This is a genomic window from Streptomyces sp. NPDC048349 (assembly GCF_040651925.1).
In the GTDB taxonomy this organism is placed as follows: domain Bacteria; phylum Actinomycetota; class Actinomycetes; order Streptomycetales; family Streptomycetaceae; genus Streptomyces.
The window spans coordinates 205,464-229,225 of the sequence record NZ_JBEZLA010000003.1 but is presented as its reverse complement, the minus strand read 5'-3'; the positions used below and the strand labels follow the sequence as shown (position 1 = coordinate 229,225).

At 72.4% G+C, this 23,762-nt stretch carries 25 protein-coding genes and 1 rRNA gene; 10 read left to right on the top strand and 16 right to left on the bottom strand.

The window, feature by feature from the left end:
- A 16S ribosomal RNA gene (locus AB0D44_RS04005) occupies positions 1 to 66 on the bottom strand; the annotation flags it as partial.
- Positions 67 to 617: 551 nt separating this feature from the next.
- Positions 618 to 1,259: a DNA-3-methyladenine glycosylase gene (locus AB0D44_RS04000; protein ID WP_362583918.1), complete on the bottom strand. Its 642-nt coding sequence runs from the start codon at positions 1,257 to 1,259 to the stop codon at positions 618 to 620.
- 97 nt (positions 1,260 to 1,356) lie between these two features.
- On the opposite strand from AB0D44_RS04000, the gene AB0D44_RS03995 reads away from it, so the two are divergent.
- The 3 genes from AB0D44_RS03995 to AB0D44_RS03985 all read left to right on the top strand — a co-directional run bounded on the left by AB0D44_RS03995 (position 1,357) and on the right by AB0D44_RS03985 (position 3,388).
- Complete coding sequence (locus AB0D44_RS03995) at positions 1,357 to 2,139, top strand: sporulation protein (RefSeq protein WP_362583915.1); 783 nt, start codon at positions 1,357 to 1,359, stop codon at positions 2,137 to 2,139.
- 38 nt (positions 2,140 to 2,177) lie between these two features.
- Positions 2,178 to 2,711, top strand: a complete 534-nt coding sequence (locus AB0D44_RS03990) for a YbhB/YbcL family Raf kinase inhibitor-like protein (RefSeq protein WP_362583912.1) — start codon at positions 2,178 to 2,180, stop codon at positions 2,709 to 2,711.
- Between the two features lie 149 nt (positions 2,712 to 2,860).
- On the top strand, positions 2,861 to 3,388 hold the full coding sequence (locus AB0D44_RS03985) for an HNH endonuclease (protein ID WP_362583909.1): 528 nt from the start codon (positions 2,861 to 2,863) through the stop codon (positions 3,386 to 3,388).
- A 36-nt stretch (positions 3,389 to 3,424) separates the two neighbouring features.
- Here the strand turns inward: AB0D44_RS03985 and AB0D44_RS03980 are convergent, their stop codons facing one another.
- The 4 genes from AB0D44_RS03980 to AB0D44_RS03965 form a co-directional block, all read right to left on the bottom strand.
- Positions 3,425 to 4,195 (bottom strand): sulfite exporter TauE/SafE family protein, encoded by a 771-nt coding sequence (locus AB0D44_RS03980; RefSeq protein WP_362583971.1) that lies wholly within the window; start codon positions 4,193 to 4,195, stop codon positions 3,425 to 3,427.
- Between the two features lie 117 nt (positions 4,196 to 4,312).
- Positions 4,313 to 5,290: an SPFH domain-containing protein gene (locus AB0D44_RS03975; RefSeq protein WP_362583906.1), complete on the bottom strand. Its 978-nt coding sequence runs from the start codon at positions 5,288 to 5,290 to the stop codon at positions 4,313 to 4,315.
- Between the two features lie 84 nt (positions 5,291 to 5,374).
- The gene (locus AB0D44_RS03970; protein WP_362583903.1) at positions 5,375 to 5,803 is read right to left on the bottom strand and encodes an NfeD family protein; all 429 of its coding nucleotides are present in this window, start codon (positions 5,801 to 5,803) and stop codon (positions 5,375 to 5,377) included.
- Between the two features lie 151 nt (positions 5,804 to 5,954).
- Positions 5,955 to 6,749 (bottom strand): ABC transporter ATP-binding protein, encoded by a 795-nt coding sequence (locus tag AB0D44_RS03965; RefSeq protein WP_362583900.1) that lies wholly within the window; start codon positions 6,747 to 6,749, stop codon positions 5,955 to 5,957.
- Positions 6,750 to 6,884: 135 nt separating this feature from the next.
- Here AB0D44_RS03965 and AB0D44_RS03960 point away from each other — a divergent pair, with 135 nt between their 5' ends.
- Positions 6,885 to 7,679 carry a hypothetical protein gene (locus AB0D44_RS03960; protein ID WP_362583897.1) on the top strand — a complete coding sequence of 265 codons (795 nt, stop codon included), beginning with the start codon at positions 6,885 to 6,887 and terminating at the stop codon, positions 7,677 to 7,679.
- 376 nt (positions 7,680 to 8,055) lie between these two features.
- On the opposite strand, the gene AB0D44_RS03955 is transcribed toward AB0D44_RS03960, so the two are convergent.
- The 3 genes from AB0D44_RS03955 to AB0D44_RS03945 all read right to left on the bottom strand — a co-directional run bounded on the left by AB0D44_RS03955 (position 8,056) and on the right by AB0D44_RS03945 (position 10,244).
- A complete protein-coding gene (locus AB0D44_RS03955) occupies positions 8,056 to 8,301 on the bottom strand; it encodes a chaplin (RefSeq protein ID WP_362583968.1) in 246 nt (81 codons plus the stop codon).
- A gap of 148 nt (positions 8,302 to 8,449) precedes the next feature.
- Positions 8,450 to 9,106, bottom strand: a complete 657-nt coding sequence (locus AB0D44_RS03950) for a response regulator transcription factor (RefSeq protein ID WP_362583894.1) — start codon at positions 9,104 to 9,106, stop codon at positions 8,450 to 8,452.
- Positions 9,099 to 10,244, bottom strand: a complete 1,146-nt coding sequence (locus AB0D44_RS03945) for a GAF domain-containing sensor histidine kinase (RefSeq protein ID WP_362583891.1) — start codon at positions 10,242 to 10,244, stop codon at positions 9,099 to 9,101. The genes AB0D44_RS03950 and AB0D44_RS03945 overlap by 8 nt, the downstream gene beginning before the upstream one ends.
- Before the next feature lie 156 nt (positions 10,245 to 10,400).
- Between AB0D44_RS03945 and AB0D44_RS03940 the strand changes: the two genes are divergently transcribed.
- The 3 genes from AB0D44_RS03940 (at position 10,401) to AB0D44_RS03930 (ending at position 13,212) form a co-directional block, all read left to right on the top strand.
- Positions 10,401 to 11,117, top strand: a complete 717-nt coding sequence (locus AB0D44_RS03940) for an SDR family NAD(P)-dependent oxidoreductase (RefSeq protein ID WP_362583888.1) — start codon at positions 10,401 to 10,403, stop codon at positions 11,115 to 11,117.
- A 50-nt stretch (positions 11,118 to 11,167) separates the two neighbouring features.
- On the top strand, positions 11,168 to 12,253 hold the full coding sequence (locus tag AB0D44_RS03935; protein ID WP_362583965.1) for an S-adenosylmethionine:tRNA ribosyltransferase-isomerase: 1,086 nt from the start codon (positions 11,168 to 11,170) through the stop codon (positions 12,251 to 12,253).
- A gap of 281 nt (positions 12,254 to 12,534) precedes the next feature.
- A complete protein-coding gene (locus AB0D44_RS03930) occupies positions 12,535 to 13,212 on the top strand; it encodes a transglycosylase SLT domain-containing protein (protein ID WP_362583886.1) in 678 nt (225 codons plus the stop codon).
- Between the two features lie 94 nt (positions 13,213 to 13,306).
- Here AB0D44_RS03930 and AB0D44_RS03925 read toward each other — a convergent pair whose 3' ends face one another.
- Positions 13,307 to 15,805 carry an FHA domain-containing protein gene (locus tag AB0D44_RS03925; protein WP_362583962.1) on the bottom strand — a complete coding sequence of 833 codons (2,499 nt, stop codon included), beginning with the start codon at positions 15,803 to 15,805 and terminating at the stop codon, positions 13,307 to 13,309.
- Positions 15,806 to 16,046: 241 nt separating this feature from the next.
- Between AB0D44_RS03925 and AB0D44_RS03920 the strand changes: the two genes are divergently transcribed.
- The gene (locus AB0D44_RS03920; protein WP_362583883.1) at positions 16,047 to 17,639 is read left to right on the top strand and encodes a streptophobe family protein; all 1,593 of its coding nucleotides are present in this window, start codon (positions 16,047 to 16,049) and stop codon (positions 17,637 to 17,639) included.
- Between the two features lie 142 nt (positions 17,640 to 17,781).
- A complete protein-coding gene (gene serB / locus AB0D44_RS03915; protein WP_362583880.1) occupies positions 17,782 to 18,981 on the top strand; it encodes a phosphoserine phosphatase SerB in 1,200 nt (399 codons plus the stop codon).
- A gap of 82 nt (positions 18,982 to 19,063) precedes the next feature.
- Here serB and AB0D44_RS03910 read toward each other — a convergent pair whose 3' ends face one another.
- The 4 genes from AB0D44_RS03910 to AB0D44_RS03895 all read right to left on the bottom strand — a co-directional run bounded on the left by AB0D44_RS03910 (position 19,064) and on the right by AB0D44_RS03895 (position 21,609).
- Positions 19,064 to 19,585 (bottom strand): histidine phosphatase family protein, encoded by a 522-nt coding sequence (locus AB0D44_RS03910; protein WP_362583879.1) that lies wholly within the window; start codon positions 19,583 to 19,585, stop codon positions 19,064 to 19,066.
- 99 nt (positions 19,586 to 19,684) lie between these two features.
- A complete protein-coding gene (locus tag AB0D44_RS03905) occupies positions 19,685 to 19,864 on the bottom strand; it encodes a hypothetical protein (RefSeq protein WP_362583960.1) in 180 nt (59 codons plus the stop codon).
- Between the two features lie 261 nt (positions 19,865 to 20,125).
- Positions 20,126 to 20,245 (bottom strand): SGM_5486 family transporter-associated protein, encoded by a 120-nt coding sequence (locus AB0D44_RS03900; protein WP_362583876.1) that lies wholly within the window; start codon positions 20,243 to 20,245, stop codon positions 20,126 to 20,128.
- 5 nt (positions 20,246 to 20,250) lie between these two features.
- Complete coding sequence (locus tag AB0D44_RS03895) at positions 20,251 to 21,609, bottom strand: MFS transporter (RefSeq protein ID WP_362583873.1); 1,359 nt, start codon at positions 21,607 to 21,609, stop codon at positions 20,251 to 20,253.
- A gap of 57 nt (positions 21,610 to 21,666) precedes the next feature.
- On the opposite strand from AB0D44_RS03895, the gene AB0D44_RS03890 reads away from it, so the two are divergent.
- Positions 21,667 to 22,344 carry a FadR/GntR family transcriptional regulator gene (locus tag AB0D44_RS03890; protein ID WP_362583871.1) on the top strand — a complete coding sequence of 226 codons (678 nt, stop codon included), beginning with the start codon at positions 21,667 to 21,669 and terminating at the stop codon, positions 22,342 to 22,344.
- 27 nt (positions 22,345 to 22,371) lie between these two features.
- Here the strand turns inward: AB0D44_RS03890 and AB0D44_RS03885 are convergent, their stop codons facing one another.
- Entirely contained in the window at positions 22,372 to 22,803 is a 432-nt protein-coding gene (locus AB0D44_RS03885) for a hypothetical protein (protein WP_362583869.1), read from the bottom strand.
- A 186-nt stretch (positions 22,804 to 22,989) separates the two neighbouring features.
- Positions 22,990 to 23,760 carry an enoyl-ACP reductase FabI gene (gene fabI, locus AB0D44_RS03880; RefSeq protein ID WP_362583866.1) on the bottom strand — a complete coding sequence of 257 codons (771 nt, stop codon included), beginning with the start codon at positions 23,758 to 23,760 and terminating at the stop codon, positions 22,990 to 22,992.
- Positions 23,761 to 23,762: the final 2 nt, after the last annotated feature.

Here is a 23,762-nt window from a genome sequence, read left to right as displayed (position 1 = left end):
TTCGACTTGCATGTGTTAAGCACGCCGCCAGCGTTCGTCCTGAGCCAGGATCAAACTCTCCATGAATGTTTACCCGTAATCGGGTGCACACACACAAAGAGCGGGACAGTCATGTCGGAATAAGACCGACCGTCCACTGCGTCCTCGCTGTGTAATTGCCTGCAAGCACCCCGAAACAGGGCCCTGCAGGTCTTTTTCAAAGGAACCTCATCCACCGAAGTGGACGGGGTATCAACTTCTGGCGTTGATTTTTGGCACGCTGTTGAGTTCTCAAGGAACGGACGCTTCCTTCGTACTCACCCTCAGCAACACTGGCTGGGGCTTTCCTCCGGGCTTTCGTTCGTGTTTCCAACTCTACCAGATCATTTCCGCGCCGTTTCCGGTTTGGATTTGAATTCGGTGGCCGTTGGAGGGCCTGTGCCTTTCGGCGCTCCGCTACGTTAGCGCTTATCCCTTGCCATTCATAATCGAGCGGCCGGCGGATGAATTCGGGCATGCCGAAGAGCACCCCGCCAGGGGTAAGTCGTAGGTAGTGGGTTTGGCCGCTCCGGGGGTCTGCCGATGGCAGTGCCCCGTTCAAGCGGCTCGGGCTACGTTAGGCGTCCGGTAGGGCCGAGTCAAGTTGAACGCCGGCGTGGTGCGTGGGCCCGGTAGGGGCTCACCGTCGGGTCGTGGGTGATCCAGAAGCGGTACGGATGGGTGGCGCCGGCGCCGCTCACTCCGGTGCGCGGGCCGCTGCTCACCAGGTCGGGTGAGGTGGAGGTGCCCGTGAGGACGGACAGAGGGGAATCGGGGCCGCCGCACAGGTCGGTGCCGTCGAGGGAGCGGTCCACGTCCAGGGCGGTGGCCAGCCGGGCCGGGCCTTTGGCCAGTTCTCTCGGGTATCTGGCGGAAAGTCGGCGTTTGGCTGCCAGGTCGGCGCCCACGGTGATCTCACCCGCGCGCAGCAGTACGCCGCTCGCGTGTCCTGGGGGACCGCACACCAGGTTGAGGCTGAACCACATGCCGTAGATGAAGTAGACGTACGCGTGTCCGGGTGGACCGAACATCGATGCGTTGCGGGCCGTGCGGCCGCGGAAGGCGTGGGAGCCCGGGTCGGACTCCCCCTCGTACGCCTCCACCTCCGTGATGCGCAGTTCGATGGGACCCTCGGGGGTACGGCGGACCAGGGTGCGGCCCAGGAGGTCGGGGGCCACGGTGAGGACCGGGCGGTCGAAGAAGGACCGGGGAAGGGGCGTACGGTCAGGGCGCGCGCTCATCCGGTCGAGCGTAGTGGAACGCGTACGCCTGCAACCGGGGCCTAAGGTTCCGCGTTGGTAAGGGGTAGTCGCACAAGCCTTCAAGGGGAGTCAGAGCATGGGGTTCAAGAAGCTGTTCGCGAGCCTGGGTGCCGGTGGTGCCTCGGTGGACACGGTCATCACGGAGCCGAACGTCGTGCCGGGCGGGATCGTCCAGGGCGAGGTCCGGATCCAGGGCGGATCCGTGGAGCAGCAGATCGAGGGGCTGTCCGTCGGGCTGCAGGCGCGGGTCGAGGTCGAGGGCGGTGACCAGGAGTACAAGCAGGACGTCGTCTTCACCAAGCAGCGTCTGGGCGGTGCGTTCCAGGTGCAGGCCGGCGCGGTGCACGTGGTGCCCTTCGGCCTGGAGATCCCCTGGGAGACGCCGATCACCCACTTCGGGGGCCAGCACCTGCACGGGATGAACATCGGGGTGAGCACCGAGCTGGAGATCGCGCGTGCGGTCGACGCGGGCGACCTCGACCCGATCAACGTGCACCCGGTGCCGGCGCAGCAGGCGATCCTCGACGCGTTCCGGCAGCTGGGCTTCACCTTCCGCAGTGCGGACATGGAGCGCGGGCACATCCGCGGGACGCGGCAGACGCTGCCCTTCTACCAGGAGATCGAGTTCCTGCCGCCGTCGCAGTACCGGGGGCTGAACCAGGTCGAGCTCACCTTCGTCTCGGACGGCCGGGAGATGGACGTCGTCCTGGAGATGGACAAGAAGCCGGGGCTGTTCAGCGAGGGCAGCGACACCTACCGCTGCTTCCAGGTGGGGCTGCAGTCGTACCAGGGCACCGACTGGGCGGCGTACCTCAACCAGTGGATCGCGTCGGTCGGTTCGCAGCGCAACTGGTTCTAGGCTCGGCCCGTACGCGTATCCGATCAGGAGGTACAGCAGTGGCCGAGCAGAGCAGGGCGCCCCTTCCGCACGACTTCCACCCCGAGGTGCAGGCCTTCACGGTGACCAGTACGGATCTCGCCGCGGGCGCCGATCTGGGTGATGCCCAGGTGCTCGAGGGCGGGAACGTCTCGCCGCAGCTGCGGTGGGAGGGGTTCCCGGAGGGGACGAAGAGCTTCGCCGTGACGTGCTTCGACCCGGACGCGCCCACGGGCAGCGGGTTCTGGCACTGGGTGCTCTTCGATCTGCCGGCCTCGGTCACCGAGCTGCCGGCCGGGGCGGGCAGCGGGAAGTTCGAGGGACTGCCGGCCGGGGCCGTGCACGTACGGAACGACTACGGGAGCCGGGACTTCGGCGGCGCTGCTCCGCCGGCCGGGGAGCGGCACCGGTACGTCTTCACCGTGTACGCGGTGGACCAGGAGAAGCTCGGTCCCGATGCGGACGCTTCTCCGGCCGCCGTCGGGTTCCATCTGCGCTTCCACACGCTCGGGCGCGCCCAGCTGATCGGTGAGTACGAGGCACCTGCGGGCTGATCGTTCCCCGGGCGTTTGCCCGGTCCTGGTCTAAAGGTGACCAGGACCGGGCATTTTTATTGCGTTGTCCCGCGTGGCGCCCGCGGCCAGAGTGGTCGCGGGCCCTGCCACAAGGGTGGTCGCGGGCCTGCACACGGGAGGTGGGCGAGATGCGGGACACGCTGGTGCTGAATGCGAGCTTCGAGCCGCTGTCGACGGTGACGCTGAACCGGGCTGTGGTTCTGGTGCTCCAGGACAAGGCCGTGGTCGAACAGTCGCATCCCGAGCTGCGCGTGCGCGCCGCCACCATGGAGCTTCCCATGCCCCGGGTGATCAGACTCTGCCGGTACGTGCGGGTGCCCTTCCGAAGACATGCTCCCTGGTCGCGGAGGGGGGTGCTGGTCCGGGACCAGCACCGGTGCGCGTACTGCGGGAAGCGCGCGACGACCGTGGACCACGTGCTGCCGCGGGCGCAGGGCGGTGGGGACACCTGGCTGAACACGGTGGCCTCGTGCGCCGAGGACAACCACCGCAAGGCGGCCCGGACTCCGGAGGAGGCGGGGATGCCGCTCCTCCGGAAGCCGTTCGTGCCGTCGCCGGCGGACGCGATGCTGCTGGCCCTGGGGGTGGCGGGGCGGGAGGCCCTGCCGGAGTGGCTGGAGCACTCCTCTTCCGCATCTGCCCCGTCTGCCGCGTAGCAGGGCCCGCTGGGCGACGTATCTCTGCTACGTCGCTCAGCGGACCAACAGCTGGACGATGGCGAGGATCCCGACCGTGACGATGACGCCGCGCAGCACGGTCGGCGAGAGGCGGCGGCCGACCTTGGCGCCGATCTGGCCGCCGATGGTGGAGCCGACGGCGATGAGGAGGACGGCCGTCCAGTCGAAGCTGGCGACGAAGAGGAAGAGGACGGCTGCGATGCCGTTCACCATGGCCGCGATGACGTTCTTCACGGCGTTGATCCGTTGCAGGTCCTCGCGGAGCAGCAGACCCATCAGGCCGACGTAGAGCACGCCCTGGGCGGCCCCGAAGTAGCCTCCGTAGGCGCTGGAGAGCAGCATGCCGCAGAGCAGGACGGGGCCGCCGTCGGGGTGGCCGGTGTCCGGTCCCGCGGCATCCTGGCGGCGGCGCAGGGCGGCGGCGAGGCGGGGCTGGAGGACGACGAGCACGAGCGCCAGTCCGATGAGGACGGGGACGATCGTGTGGAACGAGTCGGACGGCAGGGTGAGGAGCAGGACGGCGCCGGCGAGCCCGCCGACGAGGGACACGGCGCCGAGCCGCAGGATGCGGGCGCGCTGGCCCTGGAGCTCCTTGCGGTAGCCGATGGCTCCGCTGATCGAACCGGGCACCAGGCCGAGGGTGTTGGACACGTTGGCGGTGACCGGCGGCAGGCCGGTGGCCAGCAGCACCGGGAAGGTGATCAGGGTGCCGGAACCGACGATGGTGTTGATGGTGCCGGCGCCGATGCCGGCGGCGAAGACCGCGAGTGATTCCCAGACGGACATCGAGAACATGGACATGGACATGGACATGGACTGGGCCATCCCCTTTGCATGGGTGAGTCGCCTCCCCGCCATGAAGGTCGAGGGGCCTCACTGATCATGCCGGAGGGGACGGGCCGTTCAGTCGATCGGGGGCTGTTCGCGGCGGCCGTCGCCGCCCTTGTCGGCCTTGCCGGCGCCGTCCTTGCCGGAGTTCTGCGGGTTGAAGCCGGAACCGCCGCCCATCGGGCCGAAATTGCCCATCGCTCCCGAGAGGCCCTTGAGCGCGTCTCCGATCTCGCTGGGCACGATCCAGAGCTTGTTGGCGTCGCCTTCGGCGATCTTCGGGAGCATCTGGAGGTACTGGTAGGCGAGGAGCTTCTGGTCGGCGTCACCCGCGTGGATGGATTCGAAGACCGTGCGGATGGCCTGTGCCTCGCCCTCGGCGCGCAGGGCGGCGGCCTTGGCCTCGCCTTCGGCGCGGAGGATGGAGGACTGCTTCTCGCCTTCGGCGCGCAGGATCTCGGACTGCCGGACGCCTTCGGCCTGGAGGATGGCGGCGCGCTTGTCGCGGTCGGCGCGCATCTGCTTCTCCATCGAGTCCTGGATGGAGGTCGGCGGCTCGATGGCCTTGAGCTCGACGCGGTTGACGCGGATGCCCCACTTGCCGGTGGCCTCGTCGAGGACCCCGCGCAGGGCGGCGTTGATCTCCTCGCGGGAGGTGAGGGTCCGCTCCAGGTCCATGCCGCCGATGATGTTGCGCAGGGTGGTGACGGTGAGCTGTTCGATGGCCTGGATGTAGCTGGCCACTTCGTACGTCGCGGCGCGGGCGTCGGTCACCTGGTAGTAGATGACGGTGTCGATGTTGACGACCAGGTTGTCCTGGGTGATCACCGGCTGCGGCGGGAAGGGGACGACCTGTTCGCGCAGGTCGATCCGGTTGCGGATCGAGTCGATGAACGGGACGACGATGTTGAGGCCCGCGTTGAGGGTGCGGGTGTAGCGGCCGAACCGCTCGACGATGGCGGCGCTGGCCTGCGGGATCACCTGGATCGTCTTGACCAGTGCGATGAAGACCAGAACCACCAGAATGATCAGGACGATGATGATCGGTTGCATGCGGTTCCCCGTGCCCTTCCGGCTGTCTGTGCTGCCCCGTTGAAGGGAGTCTCGCAGACCCTGGGCCCGCGAGCAGGCTGCTTGTCACATGACGACGGCGGTCGCCCCGTCGATCTCCACGACGTCCACCGACTGGCCGGGTTCGAAGCTGGTGTCCGCGTCGAGGGTGCGCGCGGACCAGATCTCGCCGGCGAGCTTGATGCGGCCGCCGCTGCCGTCGACGCGTTCGAGGACGACGGCGCTGCGGCCCTTCAACGCGTCGATGCCGCTGCGGTGTTGGGGCCGTTGGTCGCGGTGCCGGTTGGCGATCGGCCGTACGACGGCGATGAGTGCGACCGACACGGCCGCGAAGACCAGGACTTGGGCCACCACTCCCCCGCCGAGGGCCGCCGTGACGGCGGCCGCGACCGCGCCGGCGGCGAACATGCCGAACTCCGGCATCGCGGTCAGGACGAGGGGGATGCCCAGTCCGACCGCGCCGATGAGCCACCACACCCATGCGTCGATGTCCACATGGTCATGGTAGGTCGGGCGGGCGCGGTCGGGACAGGGTGCGTGGGCGGTGCGTGGGCGGTGCGTGGGCGGTGCGTGGGCGGTGCGTGGCCGGTCCGTGGTCCTCGCCGGGTCGTTGCGCGGCCGTACGGCGGCGTGCGCGGACGGTACCTCAGCCCAGGGGAAGGCCCTGGGCGGTCCAGCGGTCGTTGCCGTTGCGCTCGACGACCAGGGGGAGGCCGAAGCAGATCGACAGGTTGCGGGAGGTGAGTTCGAGGTCGATCGGGCCCGCGGTGACGACCTTGCCCTGGCGGATCATCAGGACGTGGGTGAAGCCGGGGGCGATCTCCTCGACGTGGTGCGTGACCATGACCATGGAGGGCGCGAGCGGATCGCGGGCGAGCCGGCCGAGGCGGCGTACGAGGTCCTCGCGGCCGCCGAGGTCCAGGCCGGCGGCGGGCTCGTCGAGGAGCAGCAGCTCGGGGTCGGTCATCAGGGCGCGGGCGATCAGGGTGCGCTTGCGCTCGCCCTCGGAGAGGGTGCCGAACTTCCGGTCGAGGTACTCCGTCATGCCGAGGCGGTCGAGGAAGGCGCGGGCGCGCTGCTCGTCGACGTCCTCGTACTCCTCCTGCCAGGTGGCGGTCATGCCGTAGGCGGCGGTGAGGACGGTCTGCAGGACGGTCTGGCGCTTGGGCAGCTTGTCGGCCATGGCGATGCCGGCCATGCCGATGCGCGGGCGCAGCTCGAAGACGTCCACCTTGCCGAGGGTGCTGCCGAGGATGGAGGCGGCGCCCTTGGTGGGGAAGAGGTAGCTGGAGGCGAGGTTCAGCAGCGTGGTCTTGCCGGCGCCGTTGGGGCCGAGGATCACCCAGCGCTCCCCCTCCTTCACCGACCAGGAGACCTGGTCCACCAGAGCCCGGCCCTCGCGGACCACGGATACGTCCACCAGTTCCAGAACATCGCTCATGAGCGCGTTGTCTCCCCTTGCAGTGTCGGTTCGTCTGTGCCGCCTGTAGGCGCAGCCCCAGGGGAAAACCTACGCCACTCGGGGAGGGGTCCGGGGCCGGGGCCGGGCCGGGGGGTGGGTCCGTAGAGTTGGGGGATGCTTTTCGAACCACGTTCAGGGCGGCTGGCCGCCTGGGGGAACGCTCTGCTGGCCGGTCTGGTTTCGCCCGATGAGGCCGTTTTGTCGATCGTGGCCGAGGACGCCGTGCACCGGGTGGCGGGGCTGCCGGGGGAAGCGGGGCCGGTCGGGCTCACGCTGGCGCTGGGACGGCTGCGGGCGCTGGGGGTGACCGGGCTGCGGGTGGCGCTGCCGGCGCCGGGGCATCCGCTGGGGCTGAGCGGGCCCGCGGAGTTCAACGCGCGGGCGCTGGACGCGCAGGAGGCGGTGGTGTGCGTGGGCGCTGCGCTGGGCCTGGTGCCGGAGGTGGCCGAGGCCGGCCCGGCGGGTGACGTGCACGTCTCGGTGACCTGGCACTGCCTGCCGGTACGGGAGGCGCCGCCGGCGGACGTGCCGTCGCTCGGCGAGGCGGAGCGGGAGCTGGCGGAGGCGCTGCGCGAGGCGACCGTGGTGCTGACCCGGCTGGACGTGGCGGGGTCGGGGCCGGTCGCGGAGGCGGCGCTGTCGGCGTACCGGGCGCGGGCGCAGGGCTCCGGGCAGGAGATGCTGGCGCCGGGGTATCCGCCGCGGGCGGTGCGGGTGCTGGCGCTGGCGCAGCGGGTGGACCTGATGGTGTCGCTGGCGCACGAGAAGGGGCACGGGGGTGCGGTGGCCGCCTCGGAGATGGCGGCGCGGGCCGAGGCCTTGCGGCCGGTGGAGCGGGTGGCCCGGCGGGCGCTCGTCGCGGCGTACAACGCGGCGGTGGAGGAGCGGGAGCGGGACCGGGACCGGTAGGTCGCGGGTCGGGCTGCCGGGTGGGCTGCGCCCTGGCTCGGCGGGTCGGGGCGGGCTGGGCTGGGCCCTGGCCCCCGGGGCTCCGCCCCGGACCCCGCGCCTCAAACGCCGGCGGGGCTGGATCGGGCCGGCGCCCTGGCGGTGAGCTGGGCGGGCCGGGCCGCGCCCGGGCCCCTGAGGGCTCCGCCCCAGGCCACGCGCCTCGACGCCGGCGGGGCTGGATCGGGCCGCGCCCCGGCGGCGAGCTGCGTGAGCTGGATCGGGCCGCGCCCCGGCGGCGAGCTGCGTGGGCCGGATCGGGCCGGGCCCGGCTTCGCGGGGTGTGGCGCGGCCCCGCTTTCCGGGGAGAGGGGGAAAGCGGGGCCGGTGGAGGGGGTCAGGCGTTTACGCCCGTGTTGCCCCAGGCGCCGTTCAGCAGGCCGATCACGGTGGCGGTGTTGCCCACCGCGTTCACGGGCACGTGGACCGGGACCTGGAGCAGGTTCCCGGAGGCCACGCCGGGCGAGTTCAGGGCCTCGCCCTCCGCCGACGCACCGCCGTGCGCCGAGGAGACACCCGCGCCGGCGGCGAGGAGGCCGCCCGCGATCATGGTGACGGCTGCGGCCTTCTTGAAGTTCTTCACGCTCTCGTCCTCCAGTACGTCCGCCGCGACCAGCCGTCGCGGCACGCCCTGGAGAACGGTCACCCGGCGCTCGGGATACGCCATGTGGGCGACATACACCCGACCGTATGAATCTCTGACCGGAACGAGACGGTCCGATCTTCGCCGGTCATTCGGCGAGTCCGTGCCGGACCGCCCACAGCGCCGCCTGGGTGCGGTCCGAGAGGTCGAGCTTCATGAGGATGTTCGACACGTGCGTCTTGACCGTCTTCTCGGACAGGACGAGCGCGCGGGCGATCTCCCGGTTGGACCGGCCGTCCGCGACGAGGCCGAGCACCTCTCGCTCGCGGTCCGTCAGCGAGCCCGGCCGGCCCGCGGCACCGCTCTGGTCCTCCTGGGCGAGCAGGACCTGCGCCACCTCGGGCTGGAGGAGCACGTGTCCGGCGTGGACGGAGCGGATGGCCCCGGCCAGGGCGTCGGGGTCGATGTCCTTGTAGACGTACCCCGCCGCTCCCGCGCGCAGCGCCGGCACCACGGTGCGCTGCTCCGTGAAGCTGGTGACGACCAGCACCCGCGCCGGGTTGGCCAGCTCGCGCAGCCTGCGCAGTGCCTCGATGCCGTCGGTGCCCGGCATCTTGACGTCCATGAGGATCACGTCGGGCCGCAGTTCCTCGGCGCGGGCGATGCCCTCCTCGCCGTCGGAGGCCTCGCCGACCACCTCGATGTCCTCCTGGACCTCCAGGAAGGTGCGCAGCCCCCGGCGGACCACCTGGTGGTCGTCGACCAGCAGGACGCGGATTCGGCTGCGTTCTGCGCCGTCAGCCACCGGGGACCTCCATCTCGATCGTGGTGCCCTTGCCGGGCTCCGAGTGCACGGTGAGCCGGCCGCCGACGCCGCTCGCCCGGTCCCGCATGGAGACGAGGCCCAGGTGACGGCCCGCCCTGCGGACGCTCTGGGGGTCGAAGCCCTTGCCGGAGTCGACGACCTGGAGGACCGCTCCCCCGCCGGGGCTCCGGGCCAGGGTCACCTCGACGCGGTCGGCGCCCGAGTGCCGCAGGGCGTTGTGCAGGGCTTCCTGGGCCACCCGCAGGAGCGCTTCCTCCTGGGTCGCGGGCAGTGCCCGTACCCCGTCACAGGTGAAGGTGACGTGCGCGGCGTGGGCGCGGTCGAGGACCTGGACCTGGGTGCGCAGGGTGGCGACGAGGCCGTCCTCGTCGAGCGCGGCCGGGCGCAGCTCGGTGACGGCGGCGCGCAGTTCGTCAGCGGCCTCCGCGGCGAGGGCGGCCACCTGCTGGAGCTCGTCCTTGGCGCGGGCCGGGTCGCGGTCCACGAGGGCGGCGGCGGCCTGGGCGGTGAGGCGCAGCGAGAAGAGCTTCTGGCTGACGGCGTCGTGCAGCTCGTGGGCGAGCCGGGAGCGCTCCTCGGCGATGGTGAGCTCGCGGCTGCGCTCGTAGAGCCGGGCGTTGGTGAGCGCGATCGCCGCGTGCTGGGCGAGGAGGGAGAGGAGTTCCTCGTCCTCGTCGGTGAAGCCGTGCCCGCCGCCCGGGGAGCGCTGCTTGTTGGCGAGGAAGAGGCAGCCGAGGGTCTCCTCGCCGTCGCGGACGGGCAGGCCGAGGAAGTCGGACATCTCGGGGTGGGCGGCCGGCCAGCCCTCGAAGCGCGGGTCCTGGCGTACGTCGGCCAGCCGCTCGGGGCCGTCCTGGTGGAGCATCGCGGCGAGGATGCCGTGCTGGCGGGGCAGGGGGCCGATGCGGCGCCACTGTTCGGCGCTGATGCCGTCCACGACGAACTGGGCGAAGCCGCCGTGGTCGTCCGGGACGCCCAGGGCCGCGTACTCGGCGTCCAGGAGCTCGCGGGCCGACACGACGATCGTGCGCAGGACGTCGCGGACCTCGAGGCGGCGGCTCATGGCGAGCAGCGCGGTACTGACGGCCGCCAGGCCGCTGCGGGGTCCGGTCTGCATGCGCTCACCGTACTCGGGGGTGTGACCTGCGGGATCGGGCCGCGGTCGTAGGTCCAAGGAACCGGGGGGCGTGGGGCTCGCGGCCGAAGCGGCGGCGGGGCCCGGTTCCTAGGTTGGGGGCATCTGCTGGTCCGGAACGAGGCGAGGGGTGCGGTCATGTCGGTCGCGGTGGTGACAGGGGCGTCGAGGGGGCTGGGGCGGGCGCTGGCCGGCGAGCTGGCGGCGCGGGGCTGGGACCTGGTGCTGAGCGCGCGGGGTGCGGGGGCGCTGAAGGAGGCCGCCGGCGAGCTGGAGCAGGCGGCCGGGGTGCGGGTCAGGGCAGTGGCGGGGGACGTGTCCTCGAAGGAGCACCGGGCGGCGCTGGTGGCGGCCGCGCGGGAGCTGGGCGGCCTGGACCTGCTGGTGAACAACGCGGGAGTGCTCGGGGCGGAGCCGCTGGTACCGCTGGCGGTGCATCCGCTGGACGGGCTGCGGGAGGCCTTCGAGGTCAACGTGGTCGGGGCGCTGGGCCTGGTCCAGGAGGGGCTGCCGCTGCTGCGGGCCTCGGCAGCCGGGGCGGTGCTGAACATCAGCTCGGACGCCGCGGTGGTGGCGTACGCGACGTGGGGGGCGTACGGGGCCACGAAGGCGGCGGGGGACCTGATGTCGGGCGTGCTGGCGGTGGAGGAGCCGGGGCTGCGGGTCTGGTGGGCGGACCCCGGTTCGATGCGGACGCGGATGATGGCGGCGGCCGAGCCCCGGGAGGACCTGGCGGGGCTGCCCGCGCCGGAGGAGGTGGCGCCCGTGCTGCTGCGGCTGGTGGCGGAGCGGCTGCCGAGCGGGCGGTACACGGCCGATGTCCTCGCGGCGGGCCGGACGGGCGGCGAGCGGTGAGCGGGCGCTCGGCGCCGCCCGAGACCGGTCTGCACCTACCCGAGACCGGTCTGTATATAAGGGACATTCCGCCTGAGCTTTCGGCCCGGGTGCCGGCCGAACAGCGCGGGCCCGGGCGGGGGCGGGACTCCGTACGGCTGCTGGTCTCCCGGGGGAGCGAGGAGGTGTCGCTGCGCGCCTTCCGGGAGCTGCCGGGGCTGCTGCGGGCCGGGGACGTCCTGGTGGTGAACACGTCGGCCACGCTGGCGGCGGCCGTGGACGGCCGGCTGGGCCGCGAGGGCGTGGTCGTGCACTTCTCGACCCGCGGGGATGACGGGCGCTGGGCGGTGGAGCTGCGGGAGCCGGCCGGGCGGGGGGCGACCCGGCCGCGGGCCGGGGGGCCCGCGGGGGCCGTCGTACGGCTGCCGGGCGGGCACGCCCTCGTACTGGAGGAGCCGCTGTCCCCGGGGGCGGACCGGCTGTGGTGGGCGCGGCCCTCCACCCGGGACGTCCCGGGCCTGCTCCGGGGGCACGGGCGGCCGATCCGGTACGCGTACACGGAGCGGGACCAGCCACTGTCGGCCTATCAGACGGTGTTCGCGGTGCCGGGGGCCGACGGGGAGGGCTCGGCGGAGATGCCGAGCGCCGCCCGGCCCTTCACCGCGGAGCTGGTGACGCGGCTGGTCAGCAGGGGGGTGCAGGTGGCCCCGCTGACCCTGCACACGGGCGTGGCCTCGCCGGAGGCGCACGAGCCGCCCTATCCGGAGCGGTACGAGGTGCCTGCCGCCACGGCGTCGCTGGTGAACGCCGCGCGGGCGGCCGGCCGGAGGGTGATCGCGGTGGGGACCACGGCGGTGCGGGCCCTGGAGTCGGCCGCGGACGCGCAGGGGCGGGTGCGGGCGGCCCGCGGCTGGACGGACCTGGTGGTGACGCCGGAGCGCGGGGTGCGGGTGGTGGACGGGCTGCTGACCGGGCTCCACGAGCCCGGGGCGTCCCATCTGCTGATGCTGGAGGCGGTCGCGGGGCGTGCCGCCGTACGGCGTGGGTATGCGGAGGCGGCGGCCCGGCTCTGCCTGTGGCACGAGTTCGGGGACGTGCATCTGCTACTCAAGGAGGAGCCCGGTCACGCCATGCATTGCTCCAGCAACGCATGGTGAGACCGTTACGTGCTCGATGTGAGCCCGCACATAGGACCCACATCACTTACGAAGCTGCCTAGTAGACAGGTAAAGACGCTGTCAGCGCGGGTGTGCGTAGCGCCGGGGCCGGAAATCGGGCCTCGGCGCCCGCCCCTGATCCACTAAGCGGGATCGTACGTCACACCTTTGCCAGGCGATTTTGCCGCCGCTAAGAATTGCTCCCGTCGCACGGCGCCGCGGATCCCAGATCCACGCGGCGCCTTCCTGCGGCTCCCGCGATTCGAAGAGGTTGCCCCGCCATGTCTGCTTCCAGCACTCCCGGTCACAGTCGTCTGACGAAGGCACACAAGCTGTCCTTTGCCGGTGTCGCCACCCTTGGCGCCGCCGCCCTCGCGTTCTCCCTCGTCCCGGCCGGCGCCGCGGAGGGCGACACGCTGTCCGCCGCCCCCGTCGCCTGGACCAAGGTCGTCGACGGCGCCCAGACGAAGGCCGTGCAGCAGCACCTCTCCGCGCAGCAGCTCGTCGCCTCCAAGGCGGCGGCCGACAAGGCGGCGCAGGACGCGGCCAAGGCCAAGGCCGAGGCCGAGGCCGCCGCGAAGAAGGCCCGCGAGCAGAAGGAGGCCGCGAGCCGCTCCGCCGCCCGCACCCCCGTCTTCGCGAACAACCTGGACGGCTGGATCAAGGAAGCGCTCTTCATCATGAAGCGCGAGGGCATCCCGGGCAGCTACGCCGGCATCCACCGCAACATCATGCGTGAGTCCAGCGGCAACCCGATGGCGATCAACAACTGGGACATCAACGCCCAGAACGGCATCCCCAGCAAGGGTCTGCTCCAGGTCATCTACCCGACCTTCAAGGCGTACCACGTCAAGGGCACCAAGTTCGACCAGTACGACCCGGTCGCCAACATCGTCGCCGCCTGCAACTACGCGGCCGACCGCTACGGCTCGATGGACAACGTCAACAGCGCCTACTAAGACGCCGACGGCATCCCGTCCCCCATGCGCCCGAGGGCGGCACCCGGAGTACCGGGTGCCGCCCTCGGGCGTTTTCCGCGCTGGGACAAGCCCTCTACTTGCCGGCGCGCATGACCTCGGGCTCGTGGCGGCGCAGGAGGCGCTGTACCGCGAAGCCGCAGGCGATGCCGAGGAGCAGCAGGATGATGATGTTGAGGCTCCACTGGCCGACCGTTGCGTCCCAGAGCGGGTCCGTGTTGGTCGGGTTGTCGCGGTCCCACGGCGGCATGAGCTTGCCGAGGTTCAGCGTGGTTCCGGCGGCGGCGACGGCCCAGCGGGACGGCATCAGCCAGGCGAACTGCTCCAGGCCCGGGGAGTCGTAGACCTGGAAGAGGATGCCGGTGAAGACGACCTGGACGATCGCGAACATGACCAGCAGCGGCATGGTCTTCTCGGCGGTCTTCACCAGCGAGGAGATCACCAGGCCGAACATCATCGAGGTGAAGCCGAGCGCGATGACCGACACGCAGAGCTCGACGGCCGGCGGCATCAGCAGGCCCTCGACGGGCAGGTCGCGGGGGGCGAAGCCGATCCCGCAGATGATCACGCCCTGGATGGCCGTGATGACGCCGAGGACGATCACCTTCGACATGAGGTACGCCGACCGGGACAGGCCCGTCGCGCGCTCACGCTCGTAGATGACACGTTCCTTGATCAGCTCGCGGACCGAGTTCGCGGCGCCGGAGAAGCACATGCCGACCGCGAGGATCAGCATGATCGTGCCGGCGTCGCCGTTGAACTGGGACGGCGGCGTCGGCGGCGCGAGGCCGAAGGTCGCGGGGATGACCGTGGAGACCACGCCCAGGACCGCGGGCAGGATCAGCATCAGGCCGATGAAGCCCTTGTCGGAGGCGATCACCGAGACGTAGCGGCGGATCAGCGTCCACAGCTGCGAGCCCCAGCCCTGCGGCTTGGGCGGGCGCATCTGCTGCGGCGACGGCATCGCGACGGACTGCGGGGCGACCGCGTCGATGTCGGCGGCGTACAGCTGGTAGTGCTGCGAGCCCTTCCAGCGGCCGGCCCAGTCGTAGTCGCGGTAGTTCTCGAAGGCCGAGAAGACGTCCGCCCACGTGGTGTAGCCGAAGAAGTTCAGCGCCTCGTCCGGCGGACCGAAGTACGCGACCGAACCGCCCGGGGCCATGACCAGCAGCTTGTCGCAGATGGCCAGCTCGGCGACCGAGTGGGTCACGACCAGGACCGTGCGGCCGTCGTCGGCGAGCGCGCGCAGCAGCTGCATGACGTCGCGGTCCATGCCCGGGTCGAGGCCGGAGGTCGGCTCGTCCAGGAAGATCAGCGAGGGCTTGGTGAGCAGCTCCAGGGCCACGGACACGCGCTTGCGCTGACCACCCGAGAGCGAGGTGATCTTCTTGTCCTTGTGGATGTCGAGCTTGAGCTCGCGCAGCACCTCGTTGATGCGGGCCTCGCGCTCGGACTCGGCGGTGTCGCCGGGGAAGCGCAGCTTGGCCGCGTACTTCAGGGCGGTGCTGACCTTCAGTTCCTTGTGCAGGATGTCGTCCTGCGGGACCAGGCCGATGCGCTGGCGGAGCTCCGCGAACTGCTTGTAGAGGTTGCGGTTGTCGTAGAGGACGTCACCCTGGTCGGCGGGCCGGTAGCCGGTCAGCGCCTTGAGCAGGGTCGACTTTCCGGAGCCGGACGGGCCGATGACGCCGATCAGGGACTTCTCCGGGACGCCGAAGGTGACGTCCTTGAGGATCTGCTTGCCGCCGTCGACCGTGACGGTGAGGTGGCGGGCCGAGAAGGAGACCTCGCCGGTGTCGACGAACTCCTCGAGGCGGTCCCCGACGATGCGGAACGTCGAGTGGCCGACGCCGACGATGTCGTTCGGGCCGAGCAGCGCGCTGCCCGACTTGGCCAGCGGCTGGCCGTTGACGTAGGTGCCGTTGTGGCTGCCGAGGTCGTGGATCTCGAAGCGGCCGCCGGGCATCGCGCGGAACTCGGCGTGGTGGCGGGAGACCTGGAGGTCGGAGACCACCAGCTCGTTCTCCAGCGCACGGCCGATCCGCATGACGTGACCGAGCGACAGCTGGTGGAACGTCGTCGGGCTGCGGTCGCCCCCGTGGTGGGGGGCCGCCCCCTGCGCCGGGCGGCCCGCGGCGGGGCCGCCGCCCTGCTGGTGCGGGAGGTGCGCCTGCTGAGGCTGCTGTTCCCAGTGCTGCTGCTGGGACTGCTGCTGCGGGGCCTGGTACGCCGGGGCCTGCGGCTGGGCGTACGCCGCCTGCGCCTGGGCCGGGGCCTGCTGGGCCACGGCCGGTTGGGGCGCCGCGGCGGCGACGGGATTCAGCCGCGGGCCGTCGGTGGCGTTGCCCAGGTGGACCGGCGTGCCCGGCACGAGTTCGGCCTGCTGCACCCGGGCGCCGTGCACATACGTGCCGTTGGTGCTGCCGTGGTCCTCGATGCCCCAACCACGGCCGTTCCAGCTGATGGTGGCGTGTCGCCACGACACCCGCGCGTCATCGATCACCACGTCTCCCTGGGGGTCGCGCCCCAGCGAGTACGACCTGGACGGATCGAGCGTCCAGGTCCTTCCATTCAATTCCAGTACGAGTTCCGGCACTCCAGCCCCACTTAAGTCCCCCGAGAATCCCCCATGACGTCAGGGAGTCTAGGGATGGCGAACATCCGGGGGAACTATTTCAGGCCTGCGGCCACATGTGGAATCGGGGCCTTGCGGAGGCGTCTACGCCTGCCCGTTGACGGGGGCGAAAGTCACCCGGAGAGTGAGATACGGGACTTCTCGCCCGGGGTCCCGCTCGGCACACCTCGGGGGACCGCTCATGCGCCGCATCCGTTGGGGAGACGTCCTGATGTCCGGCATCGCCGCCGCGGGCTGGTCGCTGCTGGCGATGTCGGTGACCGCCGCGCTCGGGCTGCACCTGCTGGGCGCCGACGCGGCGGGAGGCTCCCTGGGGGCGATGACCGCGGCCGTGGTGGTCCTGGCCGTGGGCGGCACCGTGCTCCCCTCGGGCGACCTGTCGGTCTTCGGGGCGGGCGGCGGGGCCGGCGCAGCGGCGGGCGCCGAAGCCTCGCTGGACGTCATGCCGTTGGGGGTGGCGCTGGCCGGAGCCCTGGTGCTGGCCCACCTGTTCCTGCGCTCGCTGGGGGCGCAGGGCTCGCCCACCGGTGAACTCCTGGCGCGGGCGGCGGTGGTCGTGGCGCTGTTCGTCGCCGCGGTGGGGGTGGCGGCGTGGGCCGGGCACGACGTGGTCACGCTCGACGGGGCCGTGCTGCCGAAGACTCCGGCCACGGTCGAGGTGCCCGGGATCGGGGACGTCGGAGGGCTGCTCCCGGACCGGATCGGGGACCTGATCGAGGCGCGGGCGCGGGTGGGGTTCTCGGTGGAGCCGGAGGCGACCCTGCGGGCCGCGGCGGTGTGGGCGGCGGTGGTGCTCGCGGTGGCGCTGCTGGTTTCGCGGCGCGGGCCCGCGGGGCTCGCGCGGTGGCGGCCGGCCGCCTCGGCGGTGGTGGCGGCGCTGCTGGTGGCCGTGGCGGCCGGCCTGGCCGCGGCGGTGTGGGCGGCGCTGGGCGACGAGCATCCCGGGCGGGTCCTGGGCGCGGCCCTGCTGGGCGCGCCGAACGGCGCCTGGGCGGGGGTGCTGCTGGGGCTGTTCGTCCCGCTGGCCGGCCGGGCCACCGGGGCGCCCGCGCGGCTGCTGCCGGATCCGCTGGACGCGCTGCTGGCGGGCTCCGCGCGCGAGCCGGTGACGGTGGCCCGCCTCGCGGAGTACGACGGACGGGTCTGGCTGCTGGTGGCGGGGGCCGGGCTGCTGCTGTTCTCGGCGGGCCTGCTGGCCGCCGTACGGACGCCCGGGCGCCGGGCCGCCGGGTGTGCGGCGCGGCTGTCGGTCGTGACGGGGGTGGCGCTGGCGGCGCTGGTGTGGCTGACGGCCCTGTCGGCGGACGCGTCCCTCGCGGTGCTCGGGGTGGACGCGGTGGACGCGGGGGTCGAGCTGCGCGGGTCCGCTCCCGTGGCCCTGGTGCTGGGCGCGGCCTGGGGCGCGGTGGCCGGCGCCCTCGGGGCGCTGTCGGCCCCTCGCCGCCGGGTCCCCCCGCCGGGGACGGCGCCGGGCCCCGGCACGGTCGCCCGCCCGGCGTGGCCGGGTCCTCGGCAGAGTCCGTCGTCCGGGGCGGGGCCCGGCCCGGCGTGGCCCGAGCCGGGGGCGCCGACGGCCTCGTACGGCCAGGGGCCGCCGCCGGGCCGGTCCCACCCGTACCCGGATCCGGACGTCTCCTGGGACGTGACGGTCACCGGCATCCCGCCGAGGCCGCCCCGCCCGCCCGAGCCGCCCCGCCGGCCCCCGTTCACGCCGCCTCCCCCGCCGGGGGCTCCGCCGCCGCCGAAGCCGCCGAAGCCACCCGGGGGGCGGTGACCGGGCGGCGGTGAGGGGGTGCGCGGGACGCCGCACGGGCGGGCGCCCCGGCCTCCGTCGGCGCCCGCCCGTGCGGGCCGCACGTTCAAGAGGTGGGACGGGGGTCCTGTCCTGCGGGACGGGAAGATACGGTGAGAGCACCATGAGCGCATCGCAGACCTCCGACGTCCCCACCCTCCTCGTCAAGATCTTCGGCAAGGACCGTCCCGGGATCACCGCCGGGCTGTTCGACACCCTCGCCGCCTACTCCGTCGACGTCGTCGACATCGAGCAGGTCGTCACCCGTGGCCGCATCGTCCTGTGCGCCCTCGTCACCAAGCCGACCGTCGGCACCGAAGGCGAGCTGCGGGCCACCGTCCACAGCTGGGCCGAATCGCTCAAGCTCCAGGCCGAGATCCTGTCCGGCACCGGCGACAACCGTCCGCGCGGCAGCGGCCGGTCCCACGTCACCGTGCTCGGGCACCCGCTGACCGCCGAGTCCACGGCGGCCATCGCCGCCCGGATCACCGCGACCGGCGGCAACATCGACCGTATCTTCCGGCTCGCCAAGTACCCGGTCACCGCCGTGGAATTCGCCGTCTCCGGTTGCGGGACCGAGCCGCTGCGCACCGCGCTGGCGACGGCCGCCGCGCACATCGGCGTGGACGTGGCCGTCGTGTCGGCCGGTCTGCACCGCCGGGCCCAGCGCCTGGTCGTCATGGACGTGGACTCCACCCTGATCCAGGACGAGGTCATCGAGCTGTTCGCCGCGCACGCCGGGTGCGAGGCCGAGGTCGCCGAGGTCACCGAGCGGGCCATGCGCGGCGAGCTGGACTTCGAGCAGTCGCTGCACGCCCGGGTGGCGCTGCTGGCGGGGCTGGACGCCTCCGTCGTGGACAAGGTCCGCGCCGAGGTGCAGCTGACCCCCGGCGCCCGGACCCTGATCCGCACCCTGAAGCGGCTCGGCTACCAGGTGGGCGTGGTCTCCGGCGGGTTCACCCAGGTGACGGACGATCTGCGGGAGCGGCTGGGGCTGGACTTCGCCTCCGCCAACACCCTGGAGATCGTCGACGGGAAGCTGACCGGCCGGGTGACCGGCGAGATCGTGGACCGGGCGGGCAAGGCCCGGCTGCTGCGCCGCTTCGCCGCGGAGGCCGAGGTGCCGCTGTCCCAGACGGTGGCCATCGGCGACGGCGCCAATGACCTGGACATGCTGAACGCGGCCGGGCTGGGCGTGGCTTTCAACGCCAAGCCGGTGGTCCGCGAGGCCGCGCACACCGCGGTGAACGTGCCGTTCCTGGACGCGGTGCTGTTCCTGCTCGGGATCACCCGTGAGGAGATCGAGGCCGCCGACCTGGCCTGAGGCCCCGGCAGCCGCCGTACGACGCGGAAGGGCCCCGGCAGCCGCACCGGCCGCCGGGGCCCTCCCGTACGCGCTCCCCCGGTCAGTGCTCCTTGGGGGTCCAGAAGTCGAGCAGGGTGCCGACGCCGGGCTCCAGGGACTTCCACGGTCCGGTGAAGGAGACCAGGGCGAGGGCTCCGGTGGGGAAGCCGCTCCGGCCCATCCGCGCCAGGGTGTCGTCCTGCGCGCGGCCGGACAGGACGTCGGCGAGGGCGTGCATGCCGGGGTTGTGGCCGATGAGCAGGAGGTCGTGGACCTCGTCGGGGGTCTCGTTCAGCAGGGCGATGAGCTCGCCCGGCGAGGCCTCGTAGAGCCGCTCTTCGTAGTGGGTCTTCGGCCGGTGCGGCAGTTCCTGTACGGCGACCTTCCAGGTCTCGCGGGTGCGGGCGGCGGTGGAACAGAGGGCCAGGTCGAAGGTGATACCGGTTTCGGCCAGCTTCAGACCGACGGCCGCCGCCTCGGCGCGGCCGCGTTCCGCCAGCGGGCGGTCGTGGTCGGACACCTGCGGCCAGTCGGCCTTGGCGTGCCGGAGGAGGGCGATCCTGCGGGGTGTGTCGGCGCTCATGGCTCCCAGCTTCGCATGAAACGGGCCACGGGGCGCAGGGTGTTGAGGGCCCGTGCCCGGTGGTGGGGCACGGCCCGGCGCACCCCGGCGCACGCCCGTTCAGCCGACGGCGCGCAGCAGCTGCTGGGTGACGTGGAGCAGTCCGGTGGCCTCGCCGGCGGCGGCGTGGGCCTCGCCCGATCCGGCCAGGAGGAGCAGCAGCAGACCGAAGGCGAGGGCGGGCAGGGCCAGCGCCCACCAGTGCAGGCGGGCGTCGGCGCCGTGCCGCGGGCCGGCCACCGAACGGGGGGCGGCGGCCCGGGGGCCGCGCACGGCCTGGGGGGCAGCCGCGGTTCGGGGGGCGACGGCCGCCCGGGGGCCGGGCGGGAGGGTGCGGGAGTGCGTGGGGGCCGACATGGCCGCCTCCGGGGTGCTGACGGGACGGGCTCGCTCCTTCGAACCTATGGATTCGAAGGAGTGCTTCCCATCCGGGTCACACCCCAGATCACCCTGACCCTGGCCCCCTAGGGGTGGGTGGGGTTGTCCCTACCCGGCCGTGCCTCAGGGGGAGGCGACCGTGGCGATGACGGAGATGATCACGGTCACGACGAGCATCGCGCCGAGCACGAGGCCGAGCTTCCTGTGGCCGTGCTGCGGGTCGGGTTCGAGTACGGGCGACATGCCGGTCAGTCTCGCATGCCGCATTCGTCCTCGATCGTGCGGTCCCGGCCGGCCAGGACGCCCAGGGCGATCTGCGGGACGAGCAGTCCGGCCATGAGGGCCAGCGGCAGGTCCCAGCCGCCGCTGTGCTGGTAGAGCGCGCCGATGACCAGGGGGCCCGGGATGGAGATGAGGTAGCCGGTGCTCTGGGCGAATGCGGAGAGCTTGACGACGCCGGCCGGGGACTTGGCGCGCAGTCCGATCAGGGTGATGACCAGGGGGAAGGCGCAGTTGGACACGCCGAGCAGGAGCGCCCAGGCCCAGGCGCCTGCGGCGGGCGCGAGGAAGAGCCCGAGGTAGCCGGTGAGGCCGAAGAGGCCGAGGACCGCGGCGATGAGGCCCTGGTTCTTCATCCGGCCGGCCAGGCCGGGGATGACGAAGGCGAGCGGGACGCCCATGACCATGGTGACGGCGAGCAGCACGCCGGCGGTGGACGGGGAGACCCCGGCGTCGCGGAAGATCTGCGGGAGCCAGCCCATGGTGATGTACGCACCGGTGGCCTGGAGGCCGAAGTAGCAGGCAAGGGCCCAGGCGGTGCGGCTGCGGACGATCCGGGGGCCGGTGTCGGCCCGTACGCCGGCCTCCGCGGCGGATCCGGCGGCCGCGGCCCGTTCGGCCCGGGCCGCGCGCCGCGCTGCGCGGGCGATGGGCAGCCAGGGCAGTACGGCGGCCAGCGCGAGCACGGCCCACATCAGCAGGCCGGTGCGCCAGCTGCCGCCCAGGGCCTCGGTCAGCGGGACGGTCGCGGCGGCGGCGAGCGAGGTGCCGGCGGCCAGCGCCATGGAGTACAGGCCGGTCATGGTGCCGACCCGGTCCGGGAAGTAGCGCTTGACGATCACCGGGAGCAGGACGTTGGTCAGGGCTATGCCGGCCAGGGACAGGGCGCTGGCGGCGAGGAAAGCGGCGGCGCTGTTCGCGAAGGGGCGTATCAGCAGGCCCGCGGCGACGGCGGCCATACCGGCGCAGATCACGGCGGCGGGTCCGAAGCGGCGGGAGAGCCGGGGCGCGGTGACGCCGAAGACGGCGAAGCACAGGGCGGGGACGGAGGTGATCAGTCCGGCGACGGTGCCGCTCATGCCGAGGCCCGTGCGGGTCTCCTCGAAGAGGGCGCCGAGGCTGGTGATGGCGGGCCGCAGGTTGAGCGCGGCGAGCACGATGCCGACGACGAGGACCGGACCGAGCCAGGCCGGCTGCGCTGTGCCGCGGGCGGTGGGGCCGGCTGCCGCGCCGTGCTCTGCTGCGGCTCCGGCCTCCTCCGGGGTCTGCCGTACGGGCTTGTGGCCCCCGGCGGGACGATCGAGGATCTTGATTTCATCGTCGGACATTCAACCATCATAGAATCATGGGATGATTGGTTGTCCAGTCACCATCGAGGGGAACCCATGCCGCTGACCTCACCCCGGCGCTCCGCGCTCGTGGACCAGGTGATCGCCCAGCTGCGGAACCAGATCACTTCCGGCGAGTGGCCGGTCGGCTCCCGCATCCCGACCGAGCCGGAGCTGGTGGAGCTGCTCGGGGTCGCGCGCAACACCGTGCGCGAGGCCGTCCGGGCGCTGGCGCACAACGGCCTGCTCGACATCCGGCAGGGCTCGGGCACGTACGTGCTCGCCACCAGCGAGCTGGCCGGCGTGATGCACCGCCGCTTCGCCGGGGCCGACCCCCGGCACATCGCGGAGCTGCGCTCGACGCTGGAGTCCTCGGCGGCGCGGCTGGCTGCGGAGCGGCGGACCGAGCGGGACCTGGTCCAGCTGGACGCGTTGCTCGCGCGGCGCGAGGAGGCCTGGGCGGGAGGGGACGCGGAGGTGTTCGTGGCGGCGGACGTGAGCCTGCACATGGCGGTGGTGACGGCCTCGCACAACGAGGTGCTGATCGGGCTGTACGCGGACCTCGGCGATCTGGTGGCGGACTGGCTGCGGACGGACGTGGGCACCGAGCTGCACCCGTCGGCGCACCTGGACCACGCCCGGCTGATCGAGGCGATCCGGCGGGGCGACGGGGACGCGGCCGCCTCGGAGGCGGCGGGCTACCCCTTCGCCTGCCTCGGCAAGGACGCCGGCTGAGACCCGCGGCCGCCCCCGGCCGGCCGCTCAGGGCCGCTCGTGGCTGACCCAGGCCGAGCGGACCTCCTTCCAGCAGCGGCCGGCGAGCTCGACGCGTCCGGCCGGGCCGACGGCCACGGGGGCGCCGTCGCCGTCCAGGTCCCACCAGCGGTCGCACTCGACGTGCAGTCGCACCAGGTCGGTCTCCGGGTAGCTGTTGTGGCAGTTCGCCGTCACCTGTGAGCCGCTGATCTCGGTGTCGCAGTCGGCGCCGAAGAGCTCCCGGGCCGGGGTTCGGGCGGGCTGTACGGGTGGCTCCACGGGGATGTCGGAGAAGTCCACCAGGGCCGGGGCGACGGCTTCGGGGCCGGGCGCGGGCTCGTCGGGGGCGCTCTGCGCGACGGCTCCCGGGCCCAGGAGTGCGGTCAGGACCACCGAGGTGACCAGCAGCGATACCGCTCCGCTCGGTCTCGCGCGCATCCCGTACCTCCTCCCCGCAGGAGCCGGGAAGATCCCGACTTGGCCAGTTTGCAGGCATCTGTCCGGGTTTTCGACTCGGGAAGATCCGATCAGCCGGTGGACATCCGAGCGAACACGCGCAAACGGCGGCGGCCGCGCCTCCCGGGAAGGGAAGCGCGGCCGCCGCCGAGACGGACGGGAGTGCCGTCAGGCACCCATCGCGTGCAGACCGCCGTCCACGTGGACGATCTCGCCGGTGGTCTTCGGGAACCAGTCCGACAGCAGCGCGACGACACCGCGGCCGGTGGGCTCCGGGTCGCTCATGTCCCACTCCAGCATGGAGCGGTGGTTCCAGGTGTCGGCCAGGTCGGAGAAGCCCGGGATGGACTTCGCGGCCATGGAGCCGAGCGGGCCGGCCGAGACCAGGTTGCAGCGGATGTTCTCCTTGCCCAGGTCTCGGGCGAGGTAGCGGCTGGTGGCCTCCAGGGCGGCCTTGGCCGGGCCCATCCAGTCGTACTGCGGCCAGGCGAACTGCGCGTCGAAGGTGAGGCCGACGACGGCCGCGCCCTCCGCCGGGAACAGCGGCTTGCAGGCCATGGTCAGCGACTTCAGCGAGAAGGCCGAGACGTGCATGGCGGTGGCCACCGACTCGAACGGCGTGTTCAGGAAGTTGCCGCCGAGGGCGTCCTGCGGGGCGAAGCCGATCGAGTGGACGACGCCGTCGAGGCCGCCGAGCTCGTCGCGGACGAGGCCCTCCAGGCGGGCCAGGTGCTCGTCGTTGGTGACGTCGAGCTCGATCACCTTGACCGGCTTGGGGAGCTTCTTGGCGATGCGCTCGGTCAGCGACGGCCGCGGCCACGCCGTGAGGATGACCTCGGCGCCCTGCTCCTGCGCCAGCTTGGCGGTGTGGAACGCGATGGAGGACTCCATCAGCACGCCGGTGATGAGGACGCGCTTGCCCTCGAGGATTCCACTCATGG

Excerpts from the sequence above, each read along its gene's own strand:
- AB0D44_RS03995 (WP_362583915.1), top strand. The coding sequence starts at position 1,357 with ATGGGGTTCAAGAAGCTGTTCGCGAGCCTGGGTGCCGGTGGTGCCTCG.
- AB0D44_RS04000 (WP_362583918.1), bottom strand. The coding sequence starts at position 1,259 with ATGAGCGCGCGCCCTGACCGTACGCCCCTTCCCCGGTCCTTCTTCGAC.
- AB0D44_RS03885 (WP_362583869.1), bottom strand. The coding sequence starts at position 22,803 with ATGCGCGCGAGACCGAGCGGAGCGGTATCGCTGCTGGTCACCTCGGTG.
- AB0D44_RS03900 (WP_362583876.1), bottom strand. The coding sequence starts at position 20,245 with ATGTCGCCCGTACTCGAACCCGACCCGCAGCACGGCCACAGGAAGCTC.
- AB0D44_RS03890 (WP_362583871.1), top strand. The coding sequence starts at position 21,667 with ATGCCGCTGACCTCACCCCGGCGCTCCGCGCTCGTGGACCAGGTGATC.
- AB0D44_RS03945 (WP_362583891.1), bottom strand. The coding sequence starts at position 10,244 with ATGCAGACCGGACCCCGCAGCGGCCTGGCGGCCGTCAGTACCGCGCTG.
- AB0D44_RS03975 (WP_362583906.1), bottom strand. The coding sequence starts at position 5,290 with ATGCAACCGATCATCATCGTCCTGATCATTCTGGTGGTTCTGGTCTTC.
- AB0D44_RS03960 (WP_362583897.1), top strand. The coding sequence starts at position 6,885 with ATGCTTTTCGAACCACGTTCAGGGCGGCTGGCCGCCTGGGGGAACGCT.
- AB0D44_RS03930 (WP_362583886.1), top strand. The coding sequence starts at position 12,535 with ATGTCTGCTTCCAGCACTCCCGGTCACAGTCGTCTGACGAAGGCACAC.
- AB0D44_RS03985 (WP_362583909.1), top strand. The coding sequence starts at position 2,861 with ATGCGGGACACGCTGGTGCTGAATGCGAGCTTCGAGCCGCTGTCGACG.
- AB0D44_RS03910 (WP_362583879.1), bottom strand. The coding sequence starts at position 19,585 with ATGAGCGCCGACACACCCCGCAGGATCGCCCTCCTCCGGCACGCCAAG.
- AB0D44_RS03965 (WP_362583900.1), bottom strand. The coding sequence starts at position 6,749 with ATGAGCGATGTTCTGGAACTGGTGGACGTATCCGTGGTCCGCGAGGGC.
- fabI (WP_362583866.1), bottom strand. The coding sequence starts at position 23,760 with ATGAGTGGAATCCTCGAGGGCAAGCGCGTCCTCATCACCGGCGTGCTG.
- AB0D44_RS03980 (WP_362583971.1), bottom strand. The coding sequence starts at position 4,195 with ATGTCCGTCTGGGAATCACTCGCGGTCTTCGCCGCCGGCATCGGCGCC.
- AB0D44_RS03920 (WP_362583883.1), top strand. The coding sequence starts at position 16,047 with ATGCGCCGCATCCGTTGGGGAGACGTCCTGATGTCCGGCATCGCCGCC.
- AB0D44_RS03895 (WP_362583873.1), bottom strand. The coding sequence starts at position 21,609 with ATGTCCGACGATGAAATCAAGATCCTCGATCGTCCCGCCGGGGGCCAC.
- AB0D44_RS03940 (WP_362583888.1), top strand. The coding sequence starts at position 10,401 with ATGTCGGTCGCGGTGGTGACAGGGGCGTCGAGGGGGCTGGGGCGGGCG.
- serB (WP_362583880.1), top strand. The coding sequence starts at position 17,782 with ATGAGCGCATCGCAGACCTCCGACGTCCCCACCCTCCTCGTCAAGATC.